General features: G+C 65.5%; 23 protein-coding genes, 1 tRNA gene and 1 pseudogene. 12 read left to right on the plus strand and 13 right to left on the minus strand.

Annotated features, from left to right (window positions below; all coding sequences use genetic code 11):
* Positions 1–245: 245 nt before the first annotated feature.
* Both ACQPZ2_RS40735 and ACQPZ2_RS40740 read right to left on the minus strand, forming a co-directional pair.
* Positions 246–1,094 (minus strand): hypothetical protein, encoded by an 849-nt coding sequence (locus ACQPZ2_RS40735; protein ID WP_433523228.1) that lies wholly within the window; start codon positions 1,092–1,094, stop codon positions 246–248.
* Positions 1,094–1,819, minus strand: coding sequence for a ParA family protein (locus tag ACQPZ2_RS40740; protein ID WP_397056203.1), 726 nt, complete (start codon positions 1,817–1,819; stop codon positions 1,094–1,096). Before ACQPZ2_RS40740 ends, ACQPZ2_RS40735 begins: the two co-directional genes overlap by 1 nt.
* A gap of 288 nt (positions 1,820–2,107) precedes the next feature.
* Between ACQPZ2_RS40740 and ACQPZ2_RS40745 the strand changes: the two are divergent.
* Positions 2,108–2,308, plus strand: a pseudogene (locus ACQPZ2_RS40745) (acyl-CoA dehydrogenase family protein); the annotation flags it as partial.
* 183 nt (positions 2,309–2,491) lie between these two features.
* A complete protein-coding gene (locus ACQPZ2_RS40750; RefSeq protein ID WP_433523229.1) occupies positions 2,492–3,304 on the plus strand; it encodes a DUF1542 domain-containing protein in 813 nt (270 codons plus the stop codon).
* A gap of 83 nt (positions 3,305–3,387) precedes the next feature.
* Here the strand turns inward: ACQPZ2_RS40750 and ACQPZ2_RS40755 are convergent, their stop codons facing one another.
* On the minus strand, positions 3,388–3,534 hold the full coding sequence (locus ACQPZ2_RS40755) for a hypothetical protein (RefSeq protein WP_433523230.1): 147 nt from the start codon (positions 3,532–3,534) through the stop codon (positions 3,388–3,390).
* Between the two features lie 217 nt (positions 3,535–3,751).
* Here ACQPZ2_RS40755 and ACQPZ2_RS40760 point away from each other — a divergent pair.
* The 3 genes from ACQPZ2_RS40760 (at position 3,752) to ACQPZ2_RS40770 (ending at position 5,665) form a co-directional block, all read left to right on the plus strand.
* Positions 3,752–3,824 (plus strand) — tRNA-Arg (locus tag ACQPZ2_RS40760).
* Between the two features lie 310 nt (positions 3,825–4,134).
* Positions 4,135–5,166 (plus strand): MauE/DoxX family redox-associated membrane protein, encoded by a 1,032-nt coding sequence (locus ACQPZ2_RS40765; protein ID WP_433523231.1) that lies wholly within the window; start codon positions 4,135–4,137, stop codon positions 5,164–5,166.
* A gap of 163 nt (positions 5,167–5,329) precedes the next feature.
* A complete protein-coding gene (locus ACQPZ2_RS40770; RefSeq protein WP_433523232.1) occupies positions 5,330–5,665 on the plus strand; it encodes a calmodulin in 336 nt (111 codons plus the stop codon).
* 135 nt (positions 5,666–5,800) lie between these two features.
* Here the strand turns inward: ACQPZ2_RS40770 and ACQPZ2_RS40775 are convergent, their stop codons facing one another.
* Both ACQPZ2_RS40775 and ACQPZ2_RS40780 read right to left on the minus strand, forming a co-directional pair.
* Positions 5,801–6,727 (minus strand): NADP-dependent oxidoreductase, encoded by a 927-nt coding sequence (locus ACQPZ2_RS40775; RefSeq protein WP_433527656.1) that lies wholly within the window; start codon positions 6,725–6,727, stop codon positions 5,801–5,803.
* A gap of 5 nt (positions 6,728–6,732) precedes the next feature.
* A complete protein-coding gene (locus ACQPZ2_RS40780) occupies positions 6,733–7,344 on the minus strand; it encodes a TetR/AcrR family transcriptional regulator (protein ID WP_433523233.1) in 612 nt (203 codons plus the stop codon).
* A gap of 114 nt (positions 7,345–7,458) precedes the next feature.
* On the opposite strand from ACQPZ2_RS40780, the gene ACQPZ2_RS40785 reads away from it, so the two are divergent.
* The 4 genes from ACQPZ2_RS40785 (at position 7,459) to ACQPZ2_RS40800 (ending at position 10,812) form a co-directional block, all read left to right on the plus strand.
* A complete protein-coding gene (locus ACQPZ2_RS40785; protein WP_433523234.1) occupies positions 7,459–7,992 on the plus strand; it encodes a nuclear transport factor 2 family protein in 534 nt (177 codons plus the stop codon).
* A 387-nt stretch (positions 7,993–8,379) separates the two neighbouring features.
* The gene (locus tag ACQPZ2_RS40790; protein WP_433523235.1) at positions 8,380–9,114 is read left to right on the plus strand and encodes an SDR family oxidoreductase; all 735 of its coding nucleotides are present in this window, start codon (positions 8,380–8,382) and stop codon (positions 9,112–9,114) included.
* Positions 9,115–9,134: 20 nt separating this feature from the next.
* Positions 9,135–9,899, plus strand: a complete 765-nt coding sequence (locus tag ACQPZ2_RS40795; protein ID WP_433523236.1) for an SDR family NAD(P)-dependent oxidoreductase — start codon at positions 9,135–9,137, stop codon at positions 9,897–9,899.
* Between the two features lie 25 nt (positions 9,900–9,924).
* Positions 9,925–10,812 carry an ABC transporter substrate-binding protein gene (locus ACQPZ2_RS40800; protein ID WP_433523237.1) on the plus strand — a complete coding sequence of 296 codons (888 nt, stop codon included), beginning with the start codon at positions 9,925–9,927 and terminating at the stop codon, positions 10,810–10,812.
* A 7-nt stretch (positions 10,813–10,819) separates the two neighbouring features.
* Here ACQPZ2_RS40800 and ACQPZ2_RS40805 read toward each other — a convergent pair whose 3' ends face one another.
* The 3 genes from ACQPZ2_RS40805 to ACQPZ2_RS40815 form a co-directional block, all read right to left on the minus strand.
* Positions 10,820–11,137, minus strand: a complete 318-nt coding sequence (locus tag ACQPZ2_RS40805; RefSeq protein ID WP_433523238.1) for a hypothetical protein — start codon at positions 11,135–11,137, stop codon at positions 10,820–10,822.
* A gap of 362 nt (positions 11,138–11,499) precedes the next feature.
* Complete coding sequence (locus ACQPZ2_RS40810; RefSeq protein WP_433523239.1) at positions 11,500–12,018, minus strand: hypothetical protein; 519 nt, start codon at positions 12,016–12,018, stop codon at positions 11,500–11,502.
* A 92-nt stretch (positions 12,019–12,110) separates the two neighbouring features.
* A complete protein-coding gene (locus ACQPZ2_RS40815; protein ID WP_433523240.1) occupies positions 12,111–12,443 on the minus strand; it encodes a hypothetical protein in 333 nt (110 codons plus the stop codon).
* Positions 12,444–12,686: 243 nt separating this feature from the next.
* On the opposite strand from ACQPZ2_RS40815, the gene ACQPZ2_RS40820 reads away from it, so the two are divergent.
* The gene (locus ACQPZ2_RS40820) at positions 12,687–13,337 is read left to right on the plus strand and encodes a TetR/AcrR family transcriptional regulator (protein WP_433523241.1); all 651 of its coding nucleotides are present in this window, start codon (positions 12,687–12,689) and stop codon (positions 13,335–13,337) included.
* 1 nt (position 13,338) lies between these two features.
* Here the strand turns inward: ACQPZ2_RS40820 and ACQPZ2_RS40825 are convergent, their stop codons facing one another.
* The 4 genes from ACQPZ2_RS40825 to ACQPZ2_RS40840 form a co-directional block, all read right to left on the minus strand.
* A complete protein-coding gene (locus ACQPZ2_RS40825; RefSeq protein WP_433523242.1) occupies positions 13,339–14,322 on the minus strand; it encodes an aldo/keto reductase in 984 nt (327 codons plus the stop codon).
* Between the two features lie 83 nt (positions 14,323–14,405).
* Entirely contained in the window at positions 14,406–14,972 is a 567-nt protein-coding gene (locus tag ACQPZ2_RS40830; RefSeq protein WP_433523243.1) for a TetR/AcrR family transcriptional regulator, read from the minus strand.
* On the minus strand, positions 14,969–16,189 hold the full coding sequence (locus tag ACQPZ2_RS40835) for a cytochrome P450 (protein ID WP_433523244.1): 1,221 nt from the start codon (positions 16,187–16,189) through the stop codon (positions 14,969–14,971). The genes ACQPZ2_RS40830 and ACQPZ2_RS40835 overlap by 4 nt, the downstream gene beginning before the upstream one ends.
* A 93-nt stretch (positions 16,190–16,282) precedes the next feature.
* Complete coding sequence (locus ACQPZ2_RS40840) at positions 16,283–16,411, minus strand: hypothetical protein (protein WP_433527657.1); 129 nt, start codon at positions 16,409–16,411, stop codon at positions 16,283–16,285.
* A 243-nt stretch (positions 16,412–16,654) separates the two neighbouring features.
* On the opposite strand from ACQPZ2_RS40840, the gene ACQPZ2_RS40845 reads away from it, so the two are divergent.
* On the plus strand, positions 16,655–17,143 hold the full coding sequence (locus ACQPZ2_RS40845; protein ID WP_433523245.1) for a protein-tyrosine phosphatase family protein: 489 nt from the start codon (positions 16,655–16,657) through the stop codon (positions 17,141–17,143).
* A 58-nt stretch (positions 17,144–17,201) separates the two neighbouring features.
* On the opposite strand, the gene ACQPZ2_RS40850 is transcribed toward ACQPZ2_RS40845, so the two are convergent.
* Positions 17,202–17,657, minus strand: coding sequence for a hypothetical protein (locus ACQPZ2_RS40850; protein ID WP_433523246.1), 456 nt, complete (start codon positions 17,655–17,657; stop codon positions 17,202–17,204).
* A gap of 114 nt (positions 17,658–17,771) precedes the next feature.
* On the opposite strand from ACQPZ2_RS40850, the gene ACQPZ2_RS40855 reads away from it, so the two are divergent.
* Positions 17,772–18,371 (plus strand): PadR family transcriptional regulator, encoded by a 600-nt coding sequence (locus ACQPZ2_RS40855; RefSeq protein ID WP_433523247.1) that lies wholly within the window; start codon positions 17,772–17,774, stop codon positions 18,369–18,371.
* Positions 18,372–18,387: the final 16 nt, after the last annotated feature.

Genomic DNA, 18,387 nt, shown 5'->3' on the forward strand with positions numbered 1-18,387 from the left:
TCGAAGTTCCTGGCTGGCCGTCGACGCCGAACTGCATTGGCGTTCAGGACTTCACCAAGACCTCGAATGAATTCGAAAACCATCACGGTGATCTTTAGTCCAGCGGATCCGTGCGCCATGTTTCGCGCAACCCGCGCCAATTATGCGACACGACACGCGCATTGACGATAACAAAAGTGTAACTAAACGGAAATGTCCCGCAGCAGAATCGCTTCCGCAGCGGGACATTCCGGCATCGAAATGACTCAGGCGATGATCTGTTCTTCGATCTGTTCGGCGAGAGTTCGTAGTTTCGCGGCGAATTCGCGCGCCGCCGCCGGATCATTGTTCGAGCCCTTGACAACTCGTCGCGTCAGCGCCGCGAACCGCGATTCCACCGCCGCGAACAGATCGACGGCGCGCTCACTCGATTGGTCCCGCAACTCCCCGCGCAGCCAGGCCTGCAGCAATTCGACCACCTCGCCCTTGTCGAACCGCTCGGGCAGCAGCGCGACGGCCTCGCGGAGTTTGCCCGCGGTGACCTTCACATCGTCGACACCGGCGATCGTGGTGTACACGGTGACCGCCGCGTCTTCGCCGTGCTGGGCGGCCACCGGCAGCAGTTCGCGAACCTGTCCCTCATTGATCGCGGGGGCGACCGGATGCAATTTGGCGGCGAGCGGCCAGGCCCGAATCAACTTGTGCGCGTATGACCGCTGCATATCCCAGCGCTGCTCCACATAATCGTCGAAGCTCGCGTGCCGATCCCGGTAGAGCCGACCGTCGCGCACGATTTGCAGCGCGCGCCCGGCCGACCAGAAGGCGACCCGCAGGCCGTCGATCGAGGATTCGCAGGCGGTCAACTGCGCCTGTTCGCGATCGTCGAGCGGCCCGTCCAATGCGGTTTCGTTCGGCGCGGGCAGCGGCATCGTCAATACATTCGCCTCGACCGCCGGCGCGATCACCTCCAGCGACGCCGCGCTCAGCGGACCCGTTCGCCACTCGGCATCCCGCAGCGGGGATACCGGCGGCGTGTGCTCGGCACTGTCCGCCAGCGGATTCGCGCCGCCGATCGAGCCTTTACCGATGGAACCCTTTCTGCGTTGTGGAGGCATCAGGCGGGCACCTCCACCGCGACCCGGTACGGACTCACCAGCTCCTCGCCGACCTGCCGGTATTCACCGAGATCCATGATCGGATTCTCGGCGCCCTCACCGACCTCCCCGTCGGCCGCCTCCCGGTACCACTTCCACGCGCTCAAATAGGATTCGAATACGTCATAGCCCGCATCCTCCAGATTTCCGCGCTGCGTGCGGTATTCGGTCGAGACATTCACGCCGTTCTTCATCGTCACCGGCACCTTGGTCATCAATACTCGCACCCGGATCTCGCGGCCGCTATCCGCCGCGGCCTCCTCGGCGGCCTTATAGGTACTCGGCACCCGCTTGACCTCCGATGGGCTGACGCTGGTCAACAGAATCAGCTCATCGCTCTGCGGTATCGCGGCCTTGAATATCTCGGCCGACTCGCCACCGGCATCGACGATGATCACATCGAATTTCCCGGCATTGTCGGTAATACAGTCGTCGACATGCCGGGACGGGAAGGCGATCAGCTTGAACGGCACCTCGATCCCGCCCCTGAGCAGCCGCCGATACCAGGAATATCCGGTCTGACTGAGCGGATCGGCGTCGATGACGAGCACACGCAATTCGTGGACCTGCGCGAAATATGAGGCCAAGAAAAACGCTGATGTCGTCTTGCCGACGCCGCCTTTGAGATTTCCGAGCGTTATGACCAGCGGTTCGGGTATTTCCAGTGGCGCAACAGAATTCTTCATGGACAGTCCTCCGAGGGTGAGGATGGTCAGCTGTGGCGGGGCCAAGTTTCGCACAGCGCAGTTCAATTTCCACTGATTGCGGACCTGCCATTTCCTCGCGCGCGAGTGCTGTGCCCGATTTGGGCGGCAAGCTGTGTCCAATTGGACACACCCGATCCGACAAGGACGGCGCGGAAACCATCGGCGCCTGCGACTTTTCCGAAGCGCATGCCGGATCCGATGCGGCCGCGCGGCGCTGTCGGGCCATCGCGGATCCCGCGAAACATGATAGGCGTTGCGGGACAATGACTTTCGATCGCATTCAGCACTCTGAACTCAGGTCGCCGCAGCACTGCGGTCGCGACTAGCCCCGCTCAGCGCGCCCTCGACGAAGTCATCGCCTATGCCAGGGAACGCGAGGCTTTCGGCCGCCACATCATCCACCACCAGGGCCTCGGTTTCGCGCTTGCCGATATGGCCGCCGCCGTGAATTCGGCGCGCGCGACGTATGCGCGAGTCCCAGGTCATGCAGATTTTCGAGGACACCGACCAGATCCGACGTCTGGTCATCACCCGGCGGTCGCCGGACAATAGACACGGCGGGTCACCGCCCGCCGCGAAGCTCAGCCGAGTCTCAGCAAGCCCCCAGTAAACTCGGGGCGATCTGGATCGATGACGAAAGGGGCGCGAGCGATGCTGTGGGTACTGATCGGCGTTGTCATCCTGCTCGCGGCGGCCTACGTCATCTATCTGACGCAACAGAGCAAACAGCGCGCGGCACGGGAGTTCGACGATGCGGCCGCCGACGCCAGGCAGATGATCGAGCGACTCGCAGGTCAGGTCTACAACCTCACCGGTAGCAACGAGGCGGCTGAGCAGGCACTCGCCGACGCCTCGGAGCGGCATATCGCGGCCGGCTCCCAAATCGAGCAAGCCCGCACGCCCGCCCAAGCGCGGCTGGCGAAGCAGACCGCGGTCGAGGGCATGTACTACATCCGCGCGGCGCGCACTGCGATGTTGATGGATCCGGGCCCGGTGATTCCGGCGCTGGAAGGGCAGGACACCGCCGGGCGAGTCACCGAGAAGCGAGTCGTCGAATACGAGGGCCGCGAGGTCGCCGCTTCGCCGAATCCCTCCTCGGAAACGCCGAATTACTATCCGGGCGGACGCGTCGCCGGGCGGCCGGTACCCGCGGGCTGGTACTCCGAGCCATGGTGGCGGCCCGCATTGATCGGCGGCGCTTGGGGTTTGGGTTCGGCGCTGCTGTTCTCCTCACTGTTCTCCGGAATGTCCGGCGTCGGGTATGACGTGCAGGGGTTCGAAAGCGGTTACGGCGAGGGATATCAGGATGCCCTCGACGCAGCGGGTGGGGATCAGGGCTACGACCCCGGCGATCAGGGCGGGTACTCCGACGATCAAGGTGGGTACGACTCGGGTGGCGGGTTCGACGGTGGGGGTTTCGACGGCGGCGGGTTCGATGGGGGCGGCTTCGACGGCGGGTTCTGACCGCCCGGCCTGGCGCTGGTCGATACCAGCGGCTACTCCGAACACGACCCCCAAAAGGGCGCACCCTTTGGCAGAAGCCGACCTCACGCCAGGGGCCGACGCCCGGCGGAGGTCGGCTCCGCACCAGAGGCGACCACGGGGTCGACATCTCCGGAGTCGAACGCTCGGCACGCTTCCCGTGGGTCGGCGGCGGCCCGAACCACCTGACCGACCAGGGGAATCCCGGCCATGGCCCACCTCCGGCTCGCGTCATTGCCCGCCCGCCACCAACAGAACAGACCGAGCACCCCAACAGTCTCAGACAGTCCTGCGACATTGGTCAACCCTCAATCGATCCAGACCCGATGACAACCTCGTCGCGCTCCGACGAAATCGATTCAACCCACCCGCCCCCGACCCGGTAGACTCCCCGTCGTCCCACCGGTGCCCTCCAGCACCACCAGTTCAGCCCTCGTAGCTCAGGGGATAGAGCACCGCTCTCCTAAAGCGGGTGTCGCAGGTTCGAATCCTGCCGAGGGCACAAAGCTATGACAGCGTTTTCGGCGCCGCCTGACCCGGGTTGGATTTCGGCGATCACTTGTCCCGGACTCTGGCGCGCCGTCAGGTAACCGACCGGTGCATCGGCAGTTGGGGCCGGAGGACGTTCGGATCGGACACCGACAGCGCCGCGGACGGCAGCTGGCTCGACGATCGTCGGCGGCGCGCAACCGGCCGCACTGCCTGGTGTGCGGCCCCGTCCGGCCCGAAAAAGACTAGACCTTCGCAACACCTCGAATACTCTTCCGGCGATTCGGAATTCGAATAACCGCGGATGTGGGAGGGTGCGGCCCATGCTGATCGAATACGGGGTGTGGGTTACGCGGTTGGCGCTCGCCGTGGTGTTCGGGTTGTCGGCCTGGGGGAAACTGGCCGATCGCGCCGGGACGCGGCAGGCGGTGGGGGAGTTCGAGGTGCCGGTGCGGTGGGTGCCCGCCGTGGCGCGGGGGCTGCCGGTCGCCGAGGCGGTGTTGGCGGTCGGCGTCGTCTTGCCGTGGACTGCCGCCGCCGCGGCGGTCGGCGCGCTGCTCCTGCTGACGGTCTTCACGGTGGTCATGGTCGGCTTGTTGCAGCACGGTAAGCGTCCCTCGTGCTCATGCTTCGGCGCGACGAGTACGACGCCGATCGGCGCGCGCAGCATCGTGCGCAACGGCGTGCTGATGGTGCTCGCGGCGTTGGTCCTGTGGGGCGCGTTGGCCCGTCCCTCGGTGCCCGCCGGACTGGCTGCCGATGCCGCAACCGGGCTCGCGCTCGGTGCGCTGCTGTGCGGCGTCCTGGCGTGGCTGGTCGGCCAGGTCGGCGCGCTGCGCCGTCAGCTGGACGAGCAGGCGCTCTCGACGCTGGGCGCCGAGGGCTTGCCGGTCGGCTCGGTCGCGCCGGAGTTCGAGTTGCTCGACGTCGTTGGCGCCCGCACGAACCTCGCGGACCTGCTCTCGGGAGGCCGGGCGGTGCTGCTGGTGTTCGTGCACCCTGGCTGTGAGATGTGCGCCGCGCTGGCCCGTGAGCTGCCGAGGTGGCGGGCGCGCACCAGCATGACCATGGTCGTCGTCGGGAACAGCGACGCCGATGAGCAGGCCGTTTGGGGTGCTGAACAGGGTCTGGGCGAGATCCCGTCGCTGGTGCAGCAGGGCAACGAGGCGGCGCTGCGATATCGCGTCCGCGGTACGCCGTCGGCTGTGCTGATCGATGCTGAGGGCCGGGTCGCCGCGCCGGTTGCGCGGGGCGCTATCGCGATCCGTGAGTTGATTCTCGCCGAGAAATCGATCCGAACCCGGCTTTCCTCTCGAAGCAACGGCCACCACGCCACCAACCAGGGACGGAACTGACGCCTAGACCAGGTTATCTGAGCCGAAAACCGGCAGACAGTCCAAATCGATTGTTGCACAGAGAATTTCGTGTACAACAGTGGTCTCACGCCGATACGATGCTGAGTGCATCGATGCAGAACCGCGCGCGACCCCCATCCACTACTTTTGGCAGGGAGATGTCATGGCGGACTTCGCATTCACCGATTACTCCGGCAAGGAATTCATCATCCGGCTCAAAAATGAGCAGCGCATCGAGGAAGCGCGTCGGATCCTGTCCGGCGATGAGCAGATGTCGATCCATGTCATGGGACGCATCAGGAAACAGGTGGCCGACTACAACCCGGGTTGGAGCTTCCACCTCGACCCGGACACGATCTCCTTCTTCACCATGGCGATCGAAGTGTGTGACTCGTCCATCTCCTACCTCGAGGATCACCTGGACGAGGCTTGCGGCGCTTTCCTACCGGGCTGCTTCTGGTGTCCGTGGTCGTCCCGGCTCACCCGAGAGATCCGCTGATCACGACGCCGTCGACGGCAGACCCCGGCCGAATGCTTTCGGCCGGGGTCCGCGGGTGCAGAGCTTGCGCGACCGTGGCTCGTGGCCCTTGAACGTCCTGCACCGGCCCGACTCCAGATCCCGTTGCCAGTCGTGCTAGCGCGGGCACAAGAAATCTCGAGGCCAGGGTGTGAGGACGAGTTTGCCTCGGATGCGGCCCGATTCGGCCAGTCGATGGGCGGCAGCGACGTCGGCCAGCGACACGACGCTATCGACATGCACGCGAATCCGGCCGTCGACAACCAATTGTGCGATCGCGGCCAGGTCGGTGGGCGATGGGCGTCCGGTCACCTGTCGGCTGCGGGGATCGCCTGTGGCGTCGGAGTCCTGGGCGGTGATGTACCGACCGCCGGGTCCGAGCACCCGCAGCGAGCGCGTTCCGTACTCTCCGCCCACCAAGTCGAGCACAACGTCCACATCATGGACGGCGGTAGTGAAATCGACTGTCGTGTAATCGATTATCGTGTCGGCGCCGAGCGAGGCCACGAAGTCATGGTTGACGGCACGAGCGGTGCCGATCACTCGGGCGCCGCGCAGCGCGGCGAACTGCACGGCCAGATGTCCGACTCCGCCCGCGGCGGCGTGGATCAGGATTCGCTCACCACGTCGCAGCTCGGCCAATTCCAGTGCCTGCCAAGCAGTCAGCCCGGCGGTCGGTAAGGCAGCCGCCTGCACGACGTCGAGGCTCGACGGCCGCGGCGCCAGTAAGTCGGCGCGGGCAACGACGTATTCGCTATAGGCGCCGGTACGGCTGAAGATCATGCCGAAAACCTCTTCGCCGGGGCGGAATCCGGTGACATCCGCGCCGGTCTCGGTCACCGTGCCGCACACGTCGAATCCGAGCGTGAACGGCGGTGGCCCCAAATGGGTCACCCGCCCGGATCGCAGTTTCCAGTCCACCGGGTTGACCGCGGTCGCCTGTAGGCGCAATACCACCTCCCCCGGCCGCGGCGACGGGCGCGGCACCTCGATGGTTCGCAGCACCTCCGGACCACCCAGGCTGTGCTGAGCGACGGCTTTCATGAGCGTCACGGCTGCTCCGATCCGTTTTCTGGTGGTGTGCGTGGTTCGACTTCGTCGAGGAATCTCTCCACCAGCGCGATCGATTCGGCATGACCGGTGTAGGTGCCGAAGGTCTCCTCGAGATGTGCCATCCGCGGGATCGCGGACATCAGGAACAGCAGCGCCGCGGGTGGAATCTCGGTGCCGGACAGGAGATATCGCTGTACCGTCCGTTCGAGGATCGCGAGCAGAGTCTGCCGGACGCGCTCACCGCCCGCACCGATCACCGGACCGATGCCCTTGCGATGGTTGGCCAGCGCCATGAACTCCAGCAGCATCGCGGTGCCTGCTTTATCGTTCGCGTACTTCCAGATCTCCCGCAGGGGCCGGCCGGATTCGCCGACCGCGGCCAGACGCTGCACGGTGTGGTCTGTCCATCGAGTCAGGACCGCGATGAACAACTCCTCCGGCGTCGGGAAGTAGTACTGCACCAGCCCCGGCGCCACACCGGCCCGGCTCGCGACACCCCGATAGGTCACGGCCGCATAGCCGTGGTCGAGCATGAGCTCGCCGGCCGCCCGCACGATCTCCGTACGGGTCTGCGAGCTCCGCGAGCCCACTCCCCGCTGCGCAGCCATCACACCACCACCTTGAACGCGAGAATCTATCTCTCATTTATGAAATATTCTATTCTTGTACGGATGGACAACAAATGCACCACCCCCTCGCCCACATCGAAGCGGTCGTCTGACATGGGAGCGGAATCCGAGATCGCGGACCTGCAGCGGCGCATCCGCTACCTCGAAGACCGGACGGAAATCCTCGACTGCATCGCCCGCCACGCCCGCGGCTGCGATCGGCACGACGCCGAACTGCTCAGCAGCGCCTACCACCCCGACGCCATCGACGAACACGGCAACACCACCAACACCGGCACCGGCTACGCAGGCTGGGCCAACGCCGTCCACGCCGCCACCTCACAGACGCACACCCACAACATCACCACCCACACCTGCGACATCGACGGCGACATCGCACACTGCGAAAGTTATTCGATCGTCGTCTTACTCGGCATCGACGGCCGCACCGCACAACTCGTCAGCGGCCGCTACCTCGACCGGCTCGAACGCCGAAACGGCCACTGGCGCATTGCATTACGACGCTCCACCGTCGAGGTCATGTGCACCGCCGACGCCAGGGTGCTGCAATCACCGTTCTTCACCGACCAGGGCTACCTCCATGGCACCCGCGACACCACCGACCCGTCCTACCGAACCGTGTCTTGACAGCGTGCGAACGTGGGCGGAGTCTGATGACCGCGGTGCTGGATCGTCAGGTCGCGGCAGTGGAGCGCACGCTCATGGTGGCGGCAGAAGTGCTGTGCCGACACGTGGAAGAGCGGATCGACGTAGTTGTCTACCAGCGGATCGACGAGCTGTTCCGGGATGGGCACCGGCGGGGATTGCTGTCGGTGCCGCCGGAACTGCTGGGTGAGATCACCCGCGGCGCGGTCGAGCGGCTGCCGAACTCGCGGTTACCACGCGAACTCGACTGCAGTGCCGCCGATCTGCTGCGGACGACCGTCGACGCGGTCCTCTACGGGGCTATCCGCTCCGGGATAGAACACGAGAAAGGCTCCTGTCAGAGGCCGACTTCTACCGGAAGGACATCTCATGAAAATCGCAGTCATCGGCACCGGACTCATCGGCTCCCAGGTGGTACAGCAGCTCACCGCGGCCGGACACGATGCGACCGGACACTCGCGCTCGACCGGGATCGACCTCCTCACCGGCGACGGACTCGATGAAGCGCTGCGCGGCGCCGAGGTCGTCGTCGACGTGGCCAACTCGCCGACCTTCGACGAGGCCTCCCTCGACTTCTTCCGCACCACGGTGCCCCATCTCTTGGCCGCCGCACAGGCCGCAGGTGTCCGGCACATCGTGACGCTGTCGATCGTCGGCGTCGACCAGGTGCCCGACCTCGTCTACTACCGGGCCAAGACCCTGCAGGAGGACATGGTCGAAGCCGGTCCGATCCCGTACTCGATCGTGCGCGCGACACAGTTCATGGAATTCCTGGTGGCGTCGCTGGACTGGACCACCGACGGTGATGTCGTGCGCCTGCCCGCCATTCCGATTCAGCCCATCAGCTCCGCCGAGGTCGCGGCCGCTGTCGCCGAGGTCGCGGCGGGTGCTCCGCTGCGCGGCACACGAAATATCGGCGGCCCCGAAGTCTTCCCGCTCGACGAGCTGGGCCGCATCACATTGGAGGTGACCGGCGACAACCGCCGCGTCGTCACCGACGAGACCGCCGGCCTGTTCGCCGCGGTCAAAGGCGATGTGCTCACCGCACCCGAAGGTGCCCACCTCTCCACCACGCACTTCCGGGACTGGCTGCGGTCACGCTGACGAACTCTTCGGAGGCAGACATGACGAACGTTCGACAAGAGGGGAGGATCGCCCTCATCACCGGCGCGAGCAGGGGGATCGGCGCGGCCGCTGCCCGGTTGCTCGCATCGCGAGGGATGCGGGTCGTCGTCAACTACCGCAGCAGCAGCGACGAGGCCGACGACGTGGTCGCGTCGATCGTGTCCGCCGGCGGCCAGGCAATGGCAGTGCGGGCCGACGTGCGCGACGAGTCCGAAGTGCGCGACATGGTCGATCAGGTCCGGGCCGCCTTGGGCGAGGTCGAGGTCCTGGTCCACAACGCCCTGATCCCGTACGCGGTCAAGTCGTTCGACGAGATCTCATGGGACGAACTGGGCGGCAAACTCGGACAGGAGATGCACGCTGCCTTCCTGATGACCAAGGCCGTCGTCCCCGGCATGACCAAGTGCGGCTACGGCCGGATCGTCTACCTCGGCACCGTGCTGAGCCGACGACCTCGTGCGGGCATGATCGCGCTCGGCACCTCGAAGGCGGCGCTGAGCCAGTTCGCCCGCTACGTCGCGCAGGAACTGGGGCCACAGGGGATCACGGTCAACGTCGTGGCCCCGGGGCCGGTCGGCCAGACCACCACCGTCAACGCCGTCCTCGGGCCGGAACACCAGCAGAACCAGGCAGCTCAGACGGCACTGGGCCGCATCGCCACCCCCGACGACGTGGCCCGGGCCGTCGCCTTCTACGCCGGCGACGACAGCGGATTCATCACCGGCATCACCGCGCCGGTCAACGGCGGAATGGCCATGGACTGACCGGACTTTCGAAAGGAGGCCGCACGTGCACACCATCGACCTGACCTATGTCGGGCTGGGAATCCACGAGGAACTGGTCGCCTACGTCGCCGACCAGCAGGACTACTACCGGCAGGAGGGAGTCCACGTCGCGCTCCGCGACGGATGCGCCTGGGACACCGAACGGGTCCGGCGGACCGCCACGATCGGTCTGGGCCGGGCGGTGCTGTCGCGCGTGACCGACGGCATCCCGTGGACTGTGCTGTGCGTCAACACCGACCGGCCGCTGTTCTGGCTACTCGCCCGCGACACCTACGCGTCGGTCGAGCAGCTGAAGGGCCGCAGGATCGGCATCCACCCGCCGACGACCGCACCTGGATGCTTCTCCCGCATCGTGCTCAGGAAACACCGGCTGGATCCGGACCACGACGTCCAGTCGGTCGTCATGAGACCCGGTGACTACAGCCGCCACCTACGCGAACTCGCCGAGGGCTCGCTGGACGCGGCGTTCGTCGGCAGCACCCTGGCCCCCGAGGTCACGGCCCGGCAGCACGGCCTGCGATCGCTGGCCTTCGTCGGAGACCATTTCCGGATCCCCACGGTGGGCGTCGCCGTGGACCCGACCCACATCGCGACGGACGATCCGGCGCTACTGGCCCTCGTGCGGGCCAACCGCCGGGCCCTGCGCACCATCCGCGACAAGCCGGATCTCGCCGTCCGGTACGTCAACGCCCTCATCCCGGGCCTCGCCGAAACCGAGGCCCGCCGGTATTACGAACGCTACGTCGCACCGTATTTCACCGCCGACGGCCGGCACGATCCGTCCGTCGCGGCCCGGGCGATATCGAGCGTGGCGGAGGAACTGGGGGTGGCCACCGTGCCCGATGCGGCCGATATCTACCGAACCGAACCGGCCGAGCAGTCCGCAGCGTAGCCGTCGATCACCACTCGGCGAGCCGCTGGAACGGCACGGTCACGCATGCTTTTACTGGTGCGCTGTCGCCGAGATGGAGCACCACCGAATTCGCATGCTGGTTCGCGGCGATCCCCCAGTACTTGTCCACGGTGCCGGTCGCGTTGCCGTCGGAGTCCGCGGTCGCTTCGATCCAGACCTCGTTGGCCTCGTAGCTGTCGGGCGACGGACCATTTCGCAGGCGCTCACCCGTACTCGAAGGAACGGCGCCGCAGGAATCCACATGCACGTAAGCGCGATACATCTGACGTGGCCGCACACCGGTCAGGTCGAGCGTCACGCTCATGCCTCCCCATTTGTTGAGAGCTTCGGTGACTGTGACCCTGCCGCCCAAAGGCACCGCGGCAGGGTCATAGCTGATTGCGGACACACCACCGGGATCACTCGAATACTGCTCGGGCGATGCGAACTCGGCCGAGGCGGTGACCGGAGCCGGAGGGGCTGCCGAGGCGGGAGCGACCAGTAAGCCGAGGGGTGAGATGGCGACGAGGTGAGCAAATACATTCCGGCACAAAGGCATACTCCGAATTGTCCTGCTCACCCCTGACGGATGTCGCGGGGGCTGGCGTCGGTGAAGACCGGAAAATCGCACCCACCGGAAAACGGGTACCGGGCGCACGGCCCGGTACCCGTCATTTGTTCATCGGTTCAGTTGAAGCGCGCCGCGAGGATCGGCGCGTCGGCATTGCGGAGATCGCCCGCGATGCACGCCCCCGCCATTGCCATGGCATTGCCGATCGGCCCCTGTTCGACCACCAGATGGCCACCCGCGCCGGGGCCGTCGGTAATGGTCACGGTGTTGGACATCGACCTGGCGACACCACCCGGCACGTGCCACGGCCCGCTGATCCGGCTGACCGCACCGTTGGACCAGTTGATCTTGCCGTCGATCTGACCGTCGGCACCGTTGCAGCTACCGGTTCCACCGAAGGTGCCGCTGACCGTGGCCTCGGACGCGGGTGCGCCTGTGCAACCGGTGAGATTACCGTTCCAGGTGGCCGTGGTCGGCGCGACCGACATCCCGAGCGGGCTTGTGTTGTAACTGAACTGGCCGCCGGAGCAGCCGCCGGCAATCGGATCGGCCGCGGCCTGCTGGGCGCCGACCAATGCGGCGGCGAGTGCGGCGACTGCGACCGAAGCTGTAGCGATCTTCCGGGAAATTGCCATGACGAATACCTTCTCCTTTTGATCGAACTGATCTGATGGAGCAGCTGACGACAAGCAAACGCGAAGATACTAGACCGCGTGTGCGACGCAGGCTAATCAGCCCACACGCATTCCCCGGGATATGCCCGCCGGGCAAAGGTATTGTTCGGGTTGACGGTGATAACGTCACACGCCCGCACGAGTTCTTCCGGTCGATCGTCCAAATGCGCGAGATTCGGCATGATCACCGCTTCCGCGTCCGTCTTGCGGATGACCTCGCGCAATGCCGCGAGAATATGCGAACCCGCGCCCTCCAGCCGCACGATCTCGGCGAGGTCATATCCGTATCGCGTTGCCAACTTGCGGATCTGGGCAATGTCCCAATCCATCGCATCGCCCGACACGTCCTGACGAAGGTATCCGATCGCGGTCGGCGTCGGCCTCATCGACTTGCCTCGTTCCGTCGTGTACCAGATCTTCTAATGCTCGATCCATACAGGTCGGGTGCAGTTACCGTCGTTGGCGCCCCGCCACCGCACACTGTCGCAGCAAATACAACGCAACCGTAGCAATTTCCCCCGCCGAATACAACAGGAACGTATGTTCTCGACACCGAAAGTCGTGCGGTCGAACCGATTCCACATAAGTTACAAGATCTGCCACTATGAACCGGTGGAGGTGAGGCGGTAGTGGCGACATCGCGAACCGCGTCGAACCGACCGAAGCGGCGTTATGCACCGCGCCTACCGCCCGAACAGCGGCGCGTCCAAGTGCTCGATGCCGCCTTCGCAGTGCTGCACCGCACCGAATTGCCGGAGCTGAGCATGGAGGCGGTGGCCCAGGAGGCGGGCGTCGGAAAGCCGGTTCTCTACACCGTTTTTCGCACGCGCGCGGAGTTGGTCGCCGCGCTGCTGGAGCGCGAGCGCGAGCGCGGATTGGACCAGGTCGTCGCGGCCATGCCGACCGATCTGATCGGCTCCGATCCCGTCGTGGCCGCCTCGGCGACCGTGGCGGCATTCGTCGGTATGGCCCTGGAGAATCCCACCCGGTGGCGGCTGATTCTCGCCACCCCGGGCGGGGCTCCCAGGGAATATCGTGAAGCACTACGCAATTCGCGCGCCATCATTCTCGACCATGCCGAGGCATTGGTGCGCATGGGCTTGGCGCTCGAACCCCGCTGGGCGGGTGTGGATGCCGCGCTGCTCGCCAATTCGCTGCTGACCGTAGCCGAGATGCTCGGCAGACTGGCGGTCAGCGATCCCGTGCACTATCCACCGGAACGTCTGCAGGGCTTTCCACGCACGCTTGTCCGTTTGGTGATGGGCGTGCCTCCCGAATAATTCAGCGACCGGCGACCTTGGCCAGATGCTCGGGATAGCGCGCACCGGCGAATGCGGTGGCGGGGGCGGCGGCATCGATGCGGGCAAGATCGTCTGCGGTCAGCGTGATCTCGGCGGCGGCGACATTCTCCTCGAGGTAGGCGCGCCGCTTGGTGCCCGGAATCGGAACCACATCGTCGCCGCGGCTCTGCACCCAGGCGAGCGCCAATTGTCCTGCGGTAATGCCCTTTTCGGCGGCCAGCTCGCGCAGCGCCGCGACGATGGCGAGATTGCTGTCGAAGTTGCCCTCGGCGAATCGTGGTAGCCGACGGCGCATATCGTCGGCGGGCAGATCGGCGGTGGAAGTGATCGCGCCGGTCAGAAAACCGCGGCCGAGCGGCGAGAAGGGCACGATGCCGATGCCGAGTTCACGACAGGTCGGCAGCACCTCGGCCTCGATATCCCTTGTCCACAGCGACCATTCACTCTGCAGGGCGGTCACCGGATGGACCGCGTGCGCGCCGCGGATGGTCGCCGCCGATGCCTCCGAGATGCCGAGGTAGCGAACCTTGCCCGCCTGCACCAACTCCGACAGCGCGCCCCAGGTCTCCTCGATGGGGACATTCGGATCGACGCGGTGCTGGTAGTAGAGGTCGATGTGGTCGACACCGAGCCGGGCCAGCGAAGCGTCACAGCTCTGCTTGACGTGTTCGGCGTCGCCACGGGCGCCCATGCTCCCGTCCTCGCCCCACACGATGCCGAATTTGGTCGCCAGCACCACCCGATCGCGGCGGTCGGCGATGGCCTTGCCGACCAGGCGCTCGTTGGTTTCCGGGCCGTAGACATTTGCGGTGTCGAGCAGCGTCACGCCCAGATCCAGCGCACGGTGGATGGTGGCGATGGATTCGTCGTCGTTATCGCGTACGCCGTAGGCCTGGCTCATACCCATGCAGCCCAGACCCTGTGCACCAACGGTCAACTGGCCGAGTTTCCTGGTCGAAATCATGCGGGGCTCTCCTCCTTGGTCGACGATCTCGTCATCGACGCTACGACCTGGAGAGCGCTCCAAGTCAAGTGCGAGAGGTTCGGTCAGTTCGCGAACGCGCCCATGACGACCGGTGCGACGAACTGCTCCAGCATGACCCGCTCATCGACCTCGTCACGACCGGGCGCGGTGAGCAGCGACATGATGATACGAGCCAACCAGCGGGCCAGCCGGGAGCGGTCCGGATCGGCCGTCGGCGGCAGCAGCCCGGCCGCTATCGCCTCGATGACCTCGGAAGACTGACCGATTTCATTGGCAATGCCCGCATCGCCCGCGGTGAACCACGCGATCAGAGTCGGGTCGGCACGGACCTCGCGCAGCGATGCCAGCATGACCGCGACGATGCGCTCACCCGGATCGGTGATCTCGCGAGTTCGCTCGGCAACCGCCGCGCCGACCCGACGAGCTTCGCGGTGCACGAACGCGATTCGCAGCGCTTGGCGGTTCGGGAAATAGCGATACAGGGTGGCGCGCGAGCAACCCGCGGCCTTCGCGACATCGCCCATCCCGGTATTCGTGACCCCACGCTCGACGAACAGCTGAGCGGCCGCATCGAGAATCTGCTCGGCCGCGATATCGGCGCGCTTGGGGCGCAACCAATCTCCGGTCATGCCGTCACCCGGAACGGCACACGATCCGGCCAGCGCACATAACTGCCGGGGGCATAACGCACACGGTCGATATCCACGACGAAATCCGGGCAGCGCACGAGCAGTTCCTCCAGCGCGACGCACGCGACCATGCGCGCGGCGGCCGCGCCGAGACAATGATGGTTGCCGTGGCTGAAGGTCAGGATCTGCTTGGGCCGCCGTCGCACATCGAGCTCGCTCGCATTGGAACCGAATTCGCGCTCGTCCCGGTTCGCCGAGGCATACAGCAGCAGCACGCGACGTCCGGCCGGGATGGTCGTGCCGTGAATCTCGGTGTCGCGCACCATGGTTCGCGCCAAACCCTGCACCGGCGAGGTGAGCCGCAGGAACTCCTCGACCGCATCCGGGATTAGCGACGGATTCTCGATCAGCAGCCGCCGCTGATCCGGACGCCCGGTCAGCAATTGCACGGCACCGCCGAGATTGCCTGTGGTGGTGTCGTTTCCGCCGGTGATCATGGTGAAGGCGAAGCCGAGAATCGAGATGATGCCCGCATAGTCACCATCAGCGCCGAGGCCGGAAGCCACCAGATGCGAGATCGTATCGTCGGCGGGTTCGGCACGACGGCGTTCGATCAAATGGGTGAAGTACTGCATCAATTCGCCGATGGCCTCCTGGGCATCGAGCGGACTACCGCCCGCGGAGGCAGTCATGATGAGATCGGTCCACTCGTCGAATTTCGGCCGATCCGGTTCCGGCACACCGAGATAGTGCGCGACCACCATGCTCGGCAGCGGCTTGAAGAGTTCGACGACGATATCGCCCTCCCCCGCCGCCAGCAGCCGCTCCAACCGCTCGACGACGAACGCCCGAACCTGCGGTTCGACCGAGCGCACCTGCCGCGGCGTGAAGCCTTTCATGACCTGTCTGCGGAAGGTGGTGTGATCCGGCGGATCGGTGAAGACGAACGGCCGCGGTTCGGGTAGCCCGATCTCGCCGAGGTCGTGGTAGTCGACGGTCAGACCGCCCGCCGACGAGAAGGTCGCGACGTCCCGCGCCGCCGCATACACATCCGAATAGCGGGACAGGACATAGTAGTCGCTCGCCGGATCATCCTGGGGCACAACGTGATGCACGGGATCGTGCGCGCGCAGTCCGGCATACATCGGCCACGGGTCGCGCCAGGTCTCCGCGGATCTCAATTCGAAATGCGGTCGGTGAGACAACTCTGTCATCATGATCCGAGAGTAAGACAAAATGCTAGATCTGTCTAGAACGCGTTCTACAGCCGGTCGGCGCGAATCCTGCGCCGCTTCGAACCGGCCTTGCGGTCAGAGCAGAGTTACCACCAGCAACACCGCCACCACGATGAACAGGATTGCCAGCGCCGCGGCCATGGCGATGAAGCCGACTCCGGTCGGCGGAAAGTGTCGGCTGGTGCGCGGTTCGGGCGCGGACAGTCCAGAGGTCTGCGCCGTCTCGGGCGGGGTCGATCCGGTCGGACGCCGCCGCCCGCCTCGCGATCGTGAGTGCGCCGCGGATCAGGATCCATCGACATGGCGATGCCCTTCATTGCCGGTGATCATTTCCGGGGTCCGACGGTTGCCCGGACCGTTGCCAGACTTCGGAGCAGTTCCCGAGCCGTTGCCACGGCATAAGACGGCGGTACCGTAGAGGCTGGGCCGAAACGCGGGGAGGCAGCGATGGTGCAGTGGGAACGGCCGCCCAGAGTGAAGACACCGGATGCGGAAGCGCCGTGGAACGAGATCGTGCCACAGCTGTGGATGGGTGGGCATCATTACGGAAACGTCGAAGGCGAGCGGGTGCCCGCGATCGTCGGGATCGAATTCGATGTGGTGATCAGCCTGTTCCAGGCCGACGGGCACGGGCCGGGACCCGATGTCGAACACCATCACCTCGCGATTCCGGATGCGGAGCTGCACGCCGAGCAGCTGGCGGCGGCGCGCGAATTGGCCAGGATCGCCGCAGCGGCGGTTCGTGCCGAACGCAGCGTCATGGTGCGCTGCCAGTACGGATACAACCGTTCGGGTTTGGTGGTCGCGCAGACGCTGCTGGATCTCGGGTATTCGGTCGATGACGCCATCGACCTGATTCGGCAGCGACGTTCCCGCTATGCGCTGAACAACGAGTTCTTCGTGAAGTATCTGACGATCGGGCTCGACCGAACCTGAAATACCAAGTGCCCCAACCTAATGGTCGGGGCACTGCGGTTTCGGCAACAGATGCGAATCAACGTGGCGCGTTGGCCGGATCGGCAACGGTCGGTTGCACGCCTTCGCGATGCGCCCGGCGCGCATCCTCGAAGAACTCCCGCGAGAACATTGCCGACAGCACGGCGATACCCGCGCGGTGCACCCGGAATTCGCCGCGGTTGCTGGTGCCGGTGAGCCGGATGACGCGACCCGCGGCATCCTGCGGCCGCGCGAAATCCTTCACCCGGCCGCGGCCGGTCCAGTGCAGTTCGGTCTGGTCGATGACGGCGTCGTCCGGGACGAGCAGTTTCACCATGGCGTGGTCGAGGTCGGCGTGGACAACGATCTCGCCGGTGATCCGCGGCGAACGCAGGTCGATCACCACGCTGCCGTAGCGGGCGGTGATTTCGAAGGTGTCGGCGTCGGTCCAGTTGCCGAGGCGCTTGGTGGCCTCGTGGTCGACATGGATGCGGGCGGCGGTCTTGGCGGTCATTTTTCGATCCTTTCGGGCGGCTTCCGCTGGTAAATCAATAGTGGCACACAAACTAGTTTCTTTGCAACTAGTTTGTGTGAACCTAGTTGTCGGGACACCACTAGAATGGTCGACATGACGGCATCGACGCAGTTCAAGCGCTCTCCCCTGGCGATGGCGCTGCTCGGCATCCTGCATCTGGAACCGATGCACCCCTATGCGATCCAGCGGCGGATCAAGGAGTGGGGCAAGGACAAGGTCGTCAATGTCGCCCAGCGCGCCGCGCTCTACAAGACGATCGGGAGGCTGCAGGAGGCCGGACTGGTCACGGTCCGCGAAACCGGCCGCGATCAGCAGTATCCGGAGCGAACCGTCTACGAGATCACCGATGCGGGCCGCGCTGCCTGCGCGACTTGGCTCGCCGAGATGATCGGCGAGCCGCGCAACGAGTACCCGGAATTCCCTGCCGCGCTGTCGTTCCTGATGCTGCTCGGACCCGAAGGTGCTCGCACGGAATTGGAGCGGCGGGCGAAGTCGGTGCGCGCCAAGCTCGCAGAGATGGATGCCGACGCGAAACAGGCCGCCGCGATGCAGCTGCCCAGGGTGGTGATGCTGGAGGACGAGTACCAGCGCGCGGTGACCGAGGCCGAATTGCGTTGGCTAGATGCCGTTATCGCCGATCTGGCCGCGGGCACCCTCACCTGGTCCAGGGAATCCCTTCTGCCGCACCAGTAGCCGTAACCCACATCAT

Origin of the sequence: Nocardia pseudovaccinii, from assembly GCF_050942345.1 — a bacterium.
Classification (GTDB): domain Bacteria; phylum Actinomycetota; class Actinomycetes; order Mycobacteriales; family Mycobacteriaceae; genus Nocardia; species Nocardia pseudovaccinii.